At 32.8% G+C, this 13,268-nt stretch carries 12 protein-coding genes; 10 read left to right on the top strand and 2 right to left on the bottom strand.

Annotation, left to right across the window (positions count from 1 at the left end):
• The first annotated feature begins 101 nt into the window (after positions 1 to 101).
• The 10 genes from ACEN2N_RS15760 (at position 102) to ACEN2N_RS15715 (ending at position 10,853) form a co-directional block, all read left to right on the top strand.
• Positions 102 to 1,166, top strand: coding sequence for a glycosyltransferase family 4 protein (locus tag ACEN2N_RS15760; protein ID WP_441825214.1), 1,065 nt, complete (start codon positions 102 to 104; stop codon positions 1,164 to 1,166).
• Positions 1,167 to 1,173: 7 nt separating this feature from the next.
• Complete coding sequence (locus ACEN2N_RS15755; protein WP_441825213.1) at positions 1,174 to 2,337, top strand: O-antigen ligase family protein; 1,164 nt, start codon at positions 1,174 to 1,176, stop codon at positions 2,335 to 2,337.
• 109 nt (positions 2,338 to 2,446) lie between these two features.
• Positions 2,447 to 3,781, top strand: coding sequence for a murein biosynthesis integral membrane protein MurJ (gene murJ, locus ACEN2N_RS15750; RefSeq protein ID WP_441825212.1), 1,335 nt, complete (start codon positions 2,447 to 2,449; stop codon positions 3,779 to 3,781).
• 73 nt (positions 3,782 to 3,854) lie between these two features.
• The gene (locus ACEN2N_RS15745) at positions 3,855 to 4,949 is read left to right on the top strand and encodes a glycosyltransferase (protein WP_441825211.1); all 1,095 of its coding nucleotides are present in this window, start codon (positions 3,855 to 3,857) and stop codon (positions 4,947 to 4,949) included.
• Positions 4,950 to 6,002 carry a glycosyltransferase family 4 protein gene (locus ACEN2N_RS15740; RefSeq protein WP_441825210.1) on the top strand — a complete coding sequence of 351 codons (1,053 nt, stop codon included), beginning with the start codon at positions 4,950 to 4,952 and terminating at the stop codon, positions 6,000 to 6,002. It begins immediately after the preceding gene.
• 23 nt (positions 6,003 to 6,025) lie between these two features.
• A complete protein-coding gene (locus ACEN2N_RS15735) occupies positions 6,026 to 7,180 on the top strand; it encodes a glycosyltransferase family 4 protein (RefSeq protein WP_441825209.1) in 1,155 nt (384 codons plus the stop codon).
• A 111-nt stretch (positions 7,181 to 7,291) separates the two neighbouring features.
• Positions 7,292 to 8,359: a hypothetical protein gene (locus ACEN2N_RS15730; RefSeq protein WP_441825208.1), complete on the top strand. Its 1,068-nt coding sequence runs from the start codon at positions 7,292 to 7,294 to the stop codon at positions 8,357 to 8,359.
• A 4-nt stretch (positions 8,360 to 8,363) separates the two neighbouring features.
• Positions 8,364 to 9,014, top strand: coding sequence for a sugar transferase (locus tag ACEN2N_RS15725; RefSeq protein WP_441825207.1), 651 nt, complete (start codon positions 8,364 to 8,366; stop codon positions 9,012 to 9,014).
• Complete coding sequence (locus ACEN2N_RS15720; protein ID WP_441825206.1) at positions 9,011 to 10,138, top strand: glycosyltransferase family 4 protein; 1,128 nt, start codon at positions 9,011 to 9,013, stop codon at positions 10,136 to 10,138. Before ACEN2N_RS15725 ends, ACEN2N_RS15720 begins: the two co-directional genes overlap by 4 nt.
• A gap of 46 nt (positions 10,139 to 10,184) precedes the next feature.
• Positions 10,185 to 10,853, top strand: a complete 669-nt coding sequence (locus ACEN2N_RS15715; protein ID WP_441825205.1) for an acyltransferase — start codon at positions 10,185 to 10,187, stop codon at positions 10,851 to 10,853.
• A gap of 75 nt (positions 10,854 to 10,928) precedes the next feature.
• Here the strand turns inward: ACEN2N_RS15715 and ACEN2N_RS15710 are convergent, their stop codons facing one another.
• Positions 10,929 to 12,020, bottom strand: coding sequence for a GNAT family N-acetyltransferase (locus ACEN2N_RS15710; protein ID WP_441825204.1), 1,092 nt, complete (start codon positions 12,018 to 12,020; stop codon positions 10,929 to 10,931).
• 256 nt (positions 12,021 to 12,276) lie between these two features.
• A partial coding sequence (locus ACEN2N_RS15705; protein ID WP_441825203.1) for a malectin domain-containing carbohydrate-binding protein occupies positions 12,277 to 13,268 on the bottom strand: 992 nt, incomplete at its 5' end.

Here is a 13,268-nt window from a genome sequence, read left to right as displayed (position 1 = left end):
ACATTATATAATTTTGTCGCCATAAAATGCGTTTAAACAAATACTATAGGAATATTTCTAAAGTAGGGTCTATATTCGCAGTTTTAAATTATAATTTCAAAATGAAAATACATTTCGTAATACCTTCTCTTATTGGTGGTGGTGCAGAACGCGTCATGTCAACAATAGCGAATGGTCTTGTTAATAATCATGAAGTAGAATTAATTACTTTTCATGAAGGACAGGATTACGAACTATCCACAAATATTAATCGTGTAAAACTACATGGTGGTAACGATAAAAATCAAACAATACGCTCAATCAAAAATCTTTTCACCTATTACAAACAAAAAAAAAAACGACCAGACATTTTAATTTCATTTTTACCATCAAACAACTTAACAGCAATAATTGTAGGTAAAATATATTCCATTAAATTAATAATTTCCGAACATACAAATCATACAGCCCCTTCTACCAGAAAAAAAGACATCATTAGAAAGTATTTCTATAGATTTGCTGATGTAACTACGGTACTTACAAAGTTTGACAAACCATATTACGAGAGTTTTAAGGCAAATGTCCAAGTTATGCCTAACCCATTGATAATTCCTATTGAAATTAAACCTTTCGAAGAAAGAAAAAAAAATATATTAGTAGTTGGTTCTTTAAATAGGTATCAAAATAAAGGTTTTGATCAAATCTTACACATTTTAGCCCCTATACTTAAAAAAAACAAAGAATGGAACTTAGTATTTGCAGGTGATGGAGAAAAGGGATTAAAAGTATTACAAAAGATTACTGCCGATTTAGAAATACAGCAACAAGTTAAATTTTTAGGCTTCGTAAAATCCATAGATAAGATTATGCAAGATTCCCAAATTTTTGCCCTACCCTCGAAATTTGAAGGTTTACCTATGGGGCTAATGGAAGCGCTATCTAATGGAATGGCATGTATTTCTTATGATTGTAATTCAGGTCCTAGTGAATTAATTCAAAATTATGAGAATGGATTATTAATTCCTGATCAGGATAGTAAGGCTATGCAAGAAGGTTTGGAATTATTAGTTAACGATTTTGATTTCAGATTTAAAATAGCGAATAATGGTCCAAAATCTATATCGAAATATGGTTTAAACGCTATTTTAGAGAAGTGGGAAAAATTAATTCTATCTATTAATAAATAGTTTTTATATGACACATAATTTAGATGAAAATAAAAATAGATTTCCTGTATTAAGATATTTAATCTTAGCTCTATTTTTATGGAATTTGCCAGCATTTATATTAACATATATGAATGGTTCGATATCATCTATAATTAGTTATATATCATATGCATTATTAATTCTATATGTTATAATTAATGGAAAGAGCGGTAATAACAAAAGCATGTTATTACTCGGTTTATCTTATTTCTTAATATCAGGTTTGGTTGACCAACAATACATGCCAGATTTTAGGTTTTTTCTTGTTATAGCAATTAAATTTTTCATTGTAATATGGGGAGGGTATGAAGTCCTGAAAAGGACTAGTAAAATTGAAATGTGGTGGTTTTTAATGATTGGAGCACTATCTATATTAGGAAATATGTTTTTATTTAACGACCCAAAAGCTGATTACGGAAGATATAGTGGATTCTATTTAGACCCAAATAATGGAGGCCTTATCTGTTTGATGGGCTTTTCAGCATCTTTTTTATTACCAAAAGTCTATAAAATAATAGGTAAAGCTGCTTTTACACTCTTGGGTCTGTTTACACTCTCGAGAACCTTTGTAATTACTTGGATATTAATTAATGTACTATCTATTAAGCTAAGTATTAAAAATATTAAAATGCTGGCAATAGGTTTTGGCATTCTTAGCTCCCTACTTATTTATAATGAATTTCTACCTGTCAAAAATCCAAGATTAGAACAAATAAGTGCTTCTTTGACAGGTAACGAAACAAAATCTAAGGGTATAGATAAAGATTCAAGATGGACAACTTGGAGTAGATATTATGACGCATTGCAAAACAAGCCAATATTTGGTAATGGATATCAATCATTTCTTGGGTCAGGTATTGCACCACCAGTAGGTGTTCATAATACCTATCTCTTAATATGGGGTGAAGGCGGTATTATTCCGATAACAATATTTCTTATATATATTATTTGGTTATTTATTGAGAGCTATAAAGTGTTCAATGATAAACCCCATTTATTAATGATGATTTTAGGACTTAGTTTATTCTTGATGACCAATCATAATTTCCTGACTTCTAATTATTCTTTATTTATTTTAATGTGGATACATGTAGAACTAAAAAAAGAATCAACGCCTGTTGAAAATTCTTCTATAATTAATACCGCGTAAAGTCTATCATAATACAATATATATCTATTTAAAGGGTTTATATTTTATAATATGAATTTTAAGATTTATGTTTCTAGTAATATAGTAAAGACCAATTTAATTTTCTGTATTGAATCCAAAACAGTTTATAAAAAATATTTTTTCTAAAAATAATAGTACTGCTCGTAATTTACTTATTGTAGCGAGTATTACACTTTTGGGCAAATTTTTAGGCTTTTTTAAAGAAACATACATTGCTTCTAGCTTTGGGCTATCGCTAGTATTAGATACTTTTTTCATAGCAATATTAGTGCCTGGCTTTATTCAAAACGTCTTTCTTGGTGCCTTCAAAGGGGTTTTTATACCTAATTATGTTGCTGAATTAAAAAAGGGAAACAACCCTGCTTCTTTTCAAGCAACGGGTTTTTTAATTACGATAGTTACCTCTGCAATTTTCGTTTTAATTGCATATTTAATAACCGATACGTTTTTAGAAACTCTATTTCCTGATCATGACGAGCTTTTTTACTCCATGATCAAGTCACAGTTTTATTTCTTAGCACCTTGTATATTTTTATGGGGCATATCATCGCTTCTATCAGGTATGTTGAATATTAAAGGAGAATTTGTATACTCTTCTTTACCCAGTTTTTTCATACCCATAGTTACGATTTTATTCCTTGCTTATTTCAAAGAAGAATTAGGCTATAACGTTTTAGCAATTGGCACTTTAGTAGGTTCACTACTAGGTATCATATTTTTAATTTTTATTTGTATTAAAAAAAACATACTCACCTTATCAAAACCGAATATAAAAGATGCCAACGTCCAACTAATGTTAAAACAAGTACCCGCAAAAGTTTCATCGGGTTTTTTAACAGGAATGAACAGTGTCGTAGATCAATACTTTGCTGCTCAATTATTGGTTGGCTCCATTGCTGCCATTAATTATGGTCAAAAAATTCCTGCTTTTTTAATTGGTATTCTTGTGGTCGCTTTAAACAATGTTTTATTACCTAAATTTTCAAGCATGTTCATTGACAATCAACGAAAGGCTTTTAATTCTTATTTAAAAATGGTAAAACTATTATTTATAGTCTCTACTATTTGTGCGATTATTGGAATCTTATTTTCAGACTTTTTAGTTGAATTATTTTATGAACGAAACAAATTTACGTCTGAAGATTCGTCAATAGTTTCTACCATGCAAAAAGTATTTCTAATACATACGCCATTCACAATCTGTGGAATGGTTGTAGTTAATTTTTTAACTAGTATCAACAAAAATGCTTTTATGGCATATTCATCACTAATCGCGTTAATCTTAAATATAATTTTAGATTATGTATTTATACAATATTATGGTATTCTAGGTATAGCTATTTGTACGAGTGTCGTAATCATCTTAAAAATGATTTTTACATTTTGGTACAGTATAAAGGTTTCAAAAACATTTGTTACTTAAATTGGATTGAACAAGTGAATTAATCAAAAAATAATCAAGCCGCAATACATAAAAATTATAATTTTCAAAAGATATGCTGAACTCAGGTAAAACTAGAGGTAAAATTAAAATATTCTTCTTTATACCCTCGCTTAGAGCTGGAGGAGCAGAACGTGTGGTATCTTTTGTTGCTCAAAAAATAGATAAATCTAAATTTGACACTACACTTTACGTAATAGGCTCTAATAAAGATGCTACGTTTAAAGTAACCGATGTAAATCTAGAGTTTTTAAATCATGATAGAGTTTCGAGAAGTTTTGGCACAGTTTATAAAACTATAAAAAATGGTCAACCAGATATTGTTTTTGGTACCATTGGTCATGTAAATATAATGCTAGGTCTTTGTAAAATATTTTTCTCTAAAACCATCTTTATTGGTAGAGAAGTAAATGTAATAAGTAAGTTAGCTGAAGTACAACATATTAAAGCAACTTTACCACCTTGGCTAAATAAATATTTAATGCACAAATTAGATGTAATGGTATGCCAATCGATAGATATGGCTGAAGACATTAAGCAACTATCTAATTTTCCAGAAGAAAAAATAGCTATTATAAACAATCCTATTTCCGATAAATACCAACTAAAGACAGAATTACGAGATAAAAATGAGCCGGTCAAACTAATAACTGTAGGTAGTCTTTCTGGCAGAAAAGGTCATTTGAGAATTCTAGAAGTTCTAAAAGATTTAACCATACCTTTTACATATACTATCGTTGGCAATGGTGAACTTAAAGATGAAATTTTTAGTGTTATAGAACAATATGGTCTAACCGATAAAGTAACCCACATTCAATTTTCTAACGAAGTTTCTACTCTACTACAGCAACACGATATCTTTTTATTAGGTTCTTTTGTTGAAGGTTTCCCCAATGTATTATTAGAAAGCTGTGCAGTAGGCACACCAGTAGTAGCATTTAATGCCCCTGGTGGTATAAATGAAATAATAATTGAAGGTGTAAATGGTTTTATTGCAGAAGATCAAAAGGAATATTCAGATAAGATAAAGATTTCAGCCAACAAAGATTGGAATATACAAGAAGTAAGAAATGCTGTGGTTTCTAGATATAATGAAAGTAAGATTATTGCAGATTATGAGAATCTATTTTTAAGCAAAACCAATTACTAAATGAACTATAACATTCATATTATAACTGGTCTATCTGGCGGTGGCGCTGAACATTTGGTTTTAGACTTAAGTCAAAGAGCTAAGAATGATAATAAAAAAGTTGTCGTGATTTCTGTTACGAGCTTAAATGACATTGAACATAAGTTTACCAAACTAGGTATAACCTGCGAATTCTTAAACATTGATTCATTTTCTCAACTTGGGCAAGGTCTAAAAAAGCTAAAGACAATTTTGACGCCATTTAAACCAAAACCTGTGGTTCATTGCCATATGTTTCATGCGCTATGGGTTGCTATATTAATAAAATTAAGTGGTTTTTCATTAAAGATTGTGTTCACTTTACATAACAATATTGTAAGTAGCGTATTACGCAGATGGTTGCTATTTATAACCAAACCATTAAGGTCAAAAGATATTATTTTTTCTGATAGAGGAGAAAAATGGTATTTAAAAAAAGGAGTAATTCTGCCTAATGGAATTAATCTAATCAAGTTTAAAAGTGAAAAGGAGCTAGTTTCTGAAAATCCTAAAATTTTTAAATTTCTATTTTTGGCAAGTTTAACAGAACAAAAGAATCCACTTTTTGTACCTGACTTGGTGGTAAAATTAAAGGATAGCGGGCACACTAATTTTAAGGTATATTTTCTAGGAAGCGGTCCGCTTAAAGATTCTTTAATTCAAAAAATCGATAAACTCAAAGTACAAGATCATATAGAACTTATGGGTTTCAGAAATGATGTGCCTGATATTCTAAAAGATTTTAGTGCTCAAATTATGCCTTCTCAATGGGAAGGTATGCCAATTTCTATATTAGAATCAGGATCAGTTGGGTTACCTGTAGTTACAACACCTGTCGGTAGTATTCCAGATTTTTTAGATGACACGACCGGATACTTATCTAAACTAGACAGCTTTCATTTAAAATTGATAGATTTGATGTCTGATTATCAAAAGGCACAACAAAAGGCACAAAAATTTAAAATTAAAGTGCATACAGAATTTGACATCGATAAAATATATGATCGTCATCAGCAGCTATATTCAACATGCTAGATAAAATTTTAGAATAAAGTTACATGTCCAATAAAAAAATAATTAGAGTTACTACCGTAGCATCATCTCTTAAAATACTACTTAAGGGGCAGTTGTCTTACATGAACCAATTTTATGATGTCATTGGTGTTTCTTCAAAAGACCCTGTTTTAGCAGAAGTCACCGAAATAGAAGGCGTACGAACTAAGGGTATAGATATGACTAGAAAAATAACACCTTTTAAAGACTTAAAGGCTGTTTGGCAGTTGTATACTTTTTTTAGAAAAGAAAAACCGGCTATTGTACATACGCACACACCTAAAGCAGGTACCTTAGGTCTTTTGGCAGCGCTTTTAGCAGGTGTACCAAATAGATTGCATACTATCGCAGGCTTACCATTAATGGAAGCAACAGGTAAGAAAAGACTATTATTAAATACCGTTGAAAAAATAACATATGCTTGTGCTACAAAAGTGTACCCTAACTCAAATGGTTTAGATGAATTTGTTAAAAAAGAAAAATTTACTAAATCGAGTAAACTTAAAGTAATCGGTGAAGGGAGTTCTAACGGTGTAAATGTATCACACTTTAACCCTGATTTATTCTCGGATATTCAAAAGCAAGATTTAAAAAATTCGCTAGGTATTGCCGAAGATGAAACTATTTTAATTTTTTTAGGTAGAATTGTGAACGATAAAGGTATTCATGAATTAGTCGATGCCTTTGTTAACATAGCTTCTAAATATGCTAACGTAACACTAATTGTTGGTGGAACGCCTGAAAAAGAGCTAGACCCTATAAAACCTAAAACTGAAGAATTACTACATACCCACCCAAAAATAAAAATGGCGGGTTGGATCGAAGATGTTAGACCGTATTTGGCAATATCAGATGTAATGGTTTTCCCAAGTTATCGAGAAGGGTTCCCAAATGTTGTTATGCAAGCTGGGGCAATGGGTGTTCCTGTTATCGTTAGTGATATAAACGGTAGTAACGAAATTATCATCTCTGGTGAAAATGGATTTATTGTACCTGTGAAAAATACAGAATTACTTGAGAAAGCTATCGCTGACTTTATTGAAGCTGATTCGACAAAATATTCATCTGAAAAATGTAGACAAATGATTGTAGACAGGTATGATCAGAAGTTAATTTGGAAACTTTTGCATGAGGAATATGAATCGTTATTAAAAGACTAAAAAGTAAGGCTCTTTTTTATTTCTATTTTCCTAAGAATTCCTTTTAACTATTAAATTAGAACTTCTTCGAATACGATATTAACTATCGTTTATAATTGGTTTCTTTGTACTATGCGAAAAGATATCATTGGTTACGGATCCTTTATTGAGGGTACTTATGGTAGAAAACTACCACAATTGAGTGCACCCGATTTTGGCGACACGCTTTTATTCTATGCCGGTAGATATGCGCTCAAATATTTGATTAAGCGTATTAGCGCCGATACCGATATTGATACTATTTGGATGCCACAATACTACTGCCCTTTTGTTAAAGAGTGGATGCATCACGAATTCGAAACCATAAAATATTACTATGTCGATCCTTTTGAACCTGAATCGAAAATTGATTGGTCGCAATTTAATTCGACAACAGATTTGGTTATGGTCAATAACTACTGGGGTTTAAAAAATACAGACATACCAGATGGCGATAGACCGATAATTATTGAAGACCACTCTCACGGGTGGTTAAGTGAAGGTAGCTTGAACAGTAAGGCAGATTTTTGTTTTGCATCATTACGAAAAACATTACCTATACCAATGGGTGGTGTTGCTTGGAAACCTAAAGCTTCTAAAAGCGACATGACGCTTTCTAAACCAGAAGTTTTCGACACATATACAGGTCAAAACCCTATGAATACTGCTTGGGATACTATTATAGGCGCTATGCAACTAAAGGAAACTTGCACTGAAAACGCTCAAAAAGAAGAGTACTTAGACGCGTATATGCAAGGTGAACTGATGGTACGATCTATTTATGAAGTATACCACGTTTCGGCAGCGCATGCAGCTTTCATGAATGGATATATACATACCGATTTTAATCGTTTTAAGAAAGAGAATGTAGAATACGTTCAGCCTAAATTAATCGCTTCTAATGCCTTTAAGATAGTACATCATGCAACTAAAGCACCCTTTGGTCTGCTATTAGCTTTTAAAAGCGAAGACACCTTAAATGAATTAAAAAGGCATTTAGTACAACATCAAATTTACCCCGCATTATTATGGCCTAATAATGATTTAACCACTACCTATACCTATTTATTAAATATTCATATGGATTATAGGTTCGATACCTCAGATTTAAATTATATTATTTCAACAATTAATAATTGGATTACTTCTAATAATCAATAACATCATGTATAAAAAATTCTTTAAAAGACCTTTAGATTTCTTGCTGGCAACATTCGGCTTTATCTTGGTTTTCCCTATTGTATTCATTACTGCTATAATACTTGCCATAAGTTTTAGAGAAAGTCCATTCTTTGTTCAAAGAAGACCCGGTAGGCATGAAAAAATCTTTTCAATTTTAAAATTGAAAACCATGAATAATAAACGAGATGCCGATGGTAATTTATTACCTGATAGTGAACGTTTAACGCCGCTTGGGGTTTTTGTGCGTAAAACTTCGATAGATGAATTACCACAATTATTGAATGTAATAAAAGGCGAAATGAGTTTAATTGGACCGCGACCTCTTTTAATTAGATACCTACCCTATTACACGACCGAAGAGCGCAAAAGATTTTCTGCAAGACCAGGTATTACCGGACTTGCACAAGTATCTGGCAGAAATTTAATTACTTGGGAGAGTAAATTTGAAAATGATGTCACCTACGTAGAGAATTTAAGTTTTACCAATGATGTTAAAATCTTATGGCTAACTTTTCAAAAGGTGCTAAAATCTGCCGATATTGAAGTAGATCCTAATGCGAACCCAACTACTGAGGCAATGGACCTAATTCGTCAAAGACAACCAGAATTTCAACACATACAACCCATCTCATGAAAATTCTATTTGTTGTAATGCGTTTTGGTAAGGATGGGCTAGCCACTAATATTTTAGAATTGACCAAAGGTATGGTCCATAAAGGGCACGAAGTACACATTCTTACAAGTGGCTATAAAATAAAATCATCGAATAATACCGAATTCTTTGATAATCTTAAAAGTGAATTCCAGCATCTTGGGGTACACATGCATTATTTTAAGGAACCTAAGGGTAACCCTATTAAAAAGGGAATACAAACCATTCTTAGCTTTTCTAAAGTGATGTTACAGGTAAAAAAAATAAATGCCGATGTTATTCACTGCCATTCGCCAAATATGACCTTTGTGCCATGGCTTTTGGGTGAAAAATGTGTTTCAACAGTACATGCAGATACCATAACCCCAAATTTTAGGTACAAACACCCTACCCTACTCATTGCAGTAAGCGAAGGTTCTAAAGAATTTACTAAGAAGGTAATGCACTCCCCAGAGGAAAGTATACGAATGGTATACCACGGTATAGATGAACGATTCGCTAAAGTAGAAGGTGCCGCTACATTAGTAGCTTTAAAAGAAAAAGAGCATATACCAACCGATAAAATACTAATTGGAGTGGTAGGTAGAATTACCCCAATGAAAGGACAGGATGTTCTTGTAAACGCTATTGGTAAGTACCTTTCGCCTGAACTAAAAGAAAAAATACACCTTGTTCTCTTAGGTGATTATGAATCGAATGGCTCAAAAGAGTGGTTCGATACTTTTTTGAAGGATAATAAGCTACAAAATCAAATTACCATTTTATCATTTAGAGACCCTAAACCCTATTATCAATTGTTCGATGTTTTTGTGCTTCCGTCCCGTTCAGATACATTTGGGTTGGTTGCCGTTGAAGCTATGATGGGCGGATGCTGTGTTATACGCTCAGATTCTAATGGAGCTTATGACCAAATAACCAATGGTGAAAACGGTTTTGTATTTCCTATGGATGATGAAGCTGCTTTAGCGAAGCTTTTAGATAAGGTATTGAAAGACGAAGATTTACGTGAAAAATTAGGTGAAGCAGCCAAAAAAACTGCATTAGAAAAATTCACCAAAACACAAATGGTAGCGAACACATTAGAGGTTTATAAAGAATTACTTTAAAATACCTCTTAGTATTTATATATTTGCCATCCCCTAACCATTTTTAATGAAAAATCAGTATCTCAAACTAAAAGAAGTTTGTAGAGAAGGTAACATTAGCACACTCAGAGTGATAATGTATTCTTTGTATTACAAGCTTGTTCATAAAAACAACATAGTTCTTCACCCCAAAGTTAAAATATACGGTAATAAAAATATAACCACTAAAGGCAAAAGGGTTCTTCTTGGATTAAGAACCGTAAACTTCGCCACCCCTAAAGAAAAAACTTTTTTAAATATAAGTGGGCAATTAATTTTTAAAGGAGGCTTCTCTATTGGAAAAGGATGTAAAATTGATATTAGAAAAGGTGGCGTACTAGAAATAGGAAAAGGAGGCTACATGAACTCTTATACTCAAATGGTGGTGGCACATAAAGTTACCATTGGTGACAATTGTGCCATTTCATGGGATTGTCAATTTTTAGATGAAGACTTTCATCATATCTATTATCCAAACAAAGTTAAAAATCATAAAAAGCCCCTTAAAAGCAACGACATTTATATTGGCAACAATGTATGGATAGGTTGTGGTGTTAAAATTTACAAAGGTTCATACATTGCAGATGGCAGTATAGTTGCCAGTAATTCTATAGTAAAAGGAAAGTTTGAGCAAGAGAACTGTTTAATAGGTGGGCACCCTGCAAAACTATTAAAAGAGGGCGCTCATTGGAAATAAGAGTACACTTCAAATTTTGCCTGAATTATAAATAACGCAATATTATTCAAGAAATTGAAAATAAACCTATAGAGATTACTCTCGGTACTTAGGAAAATATCCGTTGGCCAAGTCTTTAGAAGCTGCAATATCTGCTTCTACATTATTTTTGGCTATCAGCATTTCATATGCGTTTTCATCTAAAATTTTTCTTCCCGTATAGAAGTCCACATCTTCATCTAATGGAAAATATTTTCTCTTATACAAGTATAGATTATCCTCTTTACTGTTAGACAATCCTCCTCCAATATTATAATAAGTAAAACCAGCTTCACCAGCCCATTGTATGGCATTAATTTTTAAAAACTCATTAGGTCGCAGTTTAAAATAATCTGCATCAGTACCCCCTAAGAAAGAATACACGGTATCGTCTGTAAGTAGAAATAATTCTGTAGAAATTGCCTTTCCATCTTTATATACCAAACCAATGGCACATTTATCTTTATTCATTTCCCATAAATGAACGAAGTACTCTAACTTATGGTAGAAAAAATCTTTCGCATCTCTACGATCCATCGTACCAATGTATAAGTCATAAAAAGCAGCAATGTGCTCCTTTTCCATATCTTTATAAACCAGTTTAAAGGACAGCCCTAATTTCTCAGCTTTACGAAATTGATTTCTAGTATTAGATTTTAGATTGGACCAAAACTGCTCCCAATCTGTAATATCACCTCTTACATTAAGCAGTGTATGTACTGTTTCACCAGTATACTCTAAATAATGACCGTATAAATTAAAACGGACAAATTCAGATACTATGTTCTCACTAGTATACCATTCATCAACTTGTTTCCAGAAATTAGTTTTCTCTTCTGACGAGCTATTTTCTTTAAAGTACGGACCATTATAACCCCAGGGACTGCTAACATCTTTAAGACCCGTATTTTCATCATTGATAATAATATCGCGAATTAAAAAAGGCATTATAGCAACCAATGAACCATCTTCATCATTAAAGGAGAAAAAATGAAGTTTTTGAATTTCATTTTCATCACTTAATAAAAGTTCATAAGCATAATAAGGGCAAACACAGTTTAGACTATCTAAAGATTTCGAATATACCTCTAAAACTTCTTTTGAATCTAATGCTTGTACAGTTAATTTGTAGGTCTGAGTAGACAGCATGTATGGTTAATTTGTAAAATATAACGTATTAAGTTTAAAAGAATTGTAACTACAATTTCTTTTACTAAGCAGAACTAAATCAAATTTTTACATAGAGCACATTACATTTACTTCTTAATAATAAATGCAAAAGTTTATAAAAAGTTGTTTTAATTCTAAAACAAATATAAAATTTCTTGACTATAAAGTAACTAATAGTCTATTAATTATCGAATAATACGATAAACGTCACACTTTAGTATCTCAATTGAAACAGCTAATTAACCAAAAGCTTTCTGAGAATATACGAGCCATTACTCTCTATTTGCACTACATAATACCCTTGAGTCAAATTCAAATTTGGAAGTAGTACTTCTTGTTTTCCCTCACTAAATCTAATTTTATGAGTACTAATTAATTTACCATCTAATCCATAAATGCTAACAATTCCCTCAGATTCAATTGGACTTTCAATTAACAATGGAATCTGGTCACTTGAAGCAATAGGATTTCGGCTTATTGAAAAATCAAATTTGTTGTTTGTATCACTTGTAACAAAACGAGTTTTTGAAGCTACGCTCACCATTTTCTTCACCTCGATGGCGTTGACCAATGTATTCTCGGTGACATGCAAGAAGGTAACATCCAATTCGCCATCGACCACATCTACCTCGTAAGACAGCATACCGCCTACCCTATGACCGAATCTTGAAGTGAGGTCAAGGTTGGTCTCTACCACAGTACCTTCGATAGCTATGGAATATACCCGTTGACCGACCTTGTTCGTACAGCTGCAGTTGTTCGCCACAAAGATGTTCACCGTATACCTGCCATCGGGAACCGAAAATCGGTACCCCATCTCCGGGGCGGTGCCCGGATCCCAACGTTCGTTCGTGAATATACCGGTATATGTCGCGGCATCCATCGAGGAAGGGATCGAACTATCGCGAAGGCCATAATCGAGTATAGGGTTCGTACCGCCGACGTTACCGGCAGTTACCGTATAACCAGCACCGTTGAAGGCACCGTTGCCCGTTGCGCCACCCACCCAATCGGGACCGTTATCGCTAGAGACTACCGATGGACCGGCAGCGTTCAAACGATAATGATAGGCGGCTACTGGAGGTACAGGTAATATCGTCCATATAAAATCGGTCGTTACCGTTTCCGTTCCTCTGTCTACAGTGATCGTTATCGGATAGATACCGTCGTTCGATGCTCCGCCGATGGCCGTGCCCTCTGCAGGTATGCCCGTTATACTTCCCGTTG

This window comes from Maribacter spongiicola (genome assembly GCF_052119685.1).
GTDB classification, from domain to species: domain Bacteria; phylum Bacteroidota; class Bacteroidia; order Flavobacteriales; family Flavobacteriaceae; genus Maribacter; species Maribacter spongiicola_A.
The sequence above is the reverse complement of the archived record's forward strand: the minus strand, read 5'-3'. Positions and strand labels throughout refer to the sequence as shown.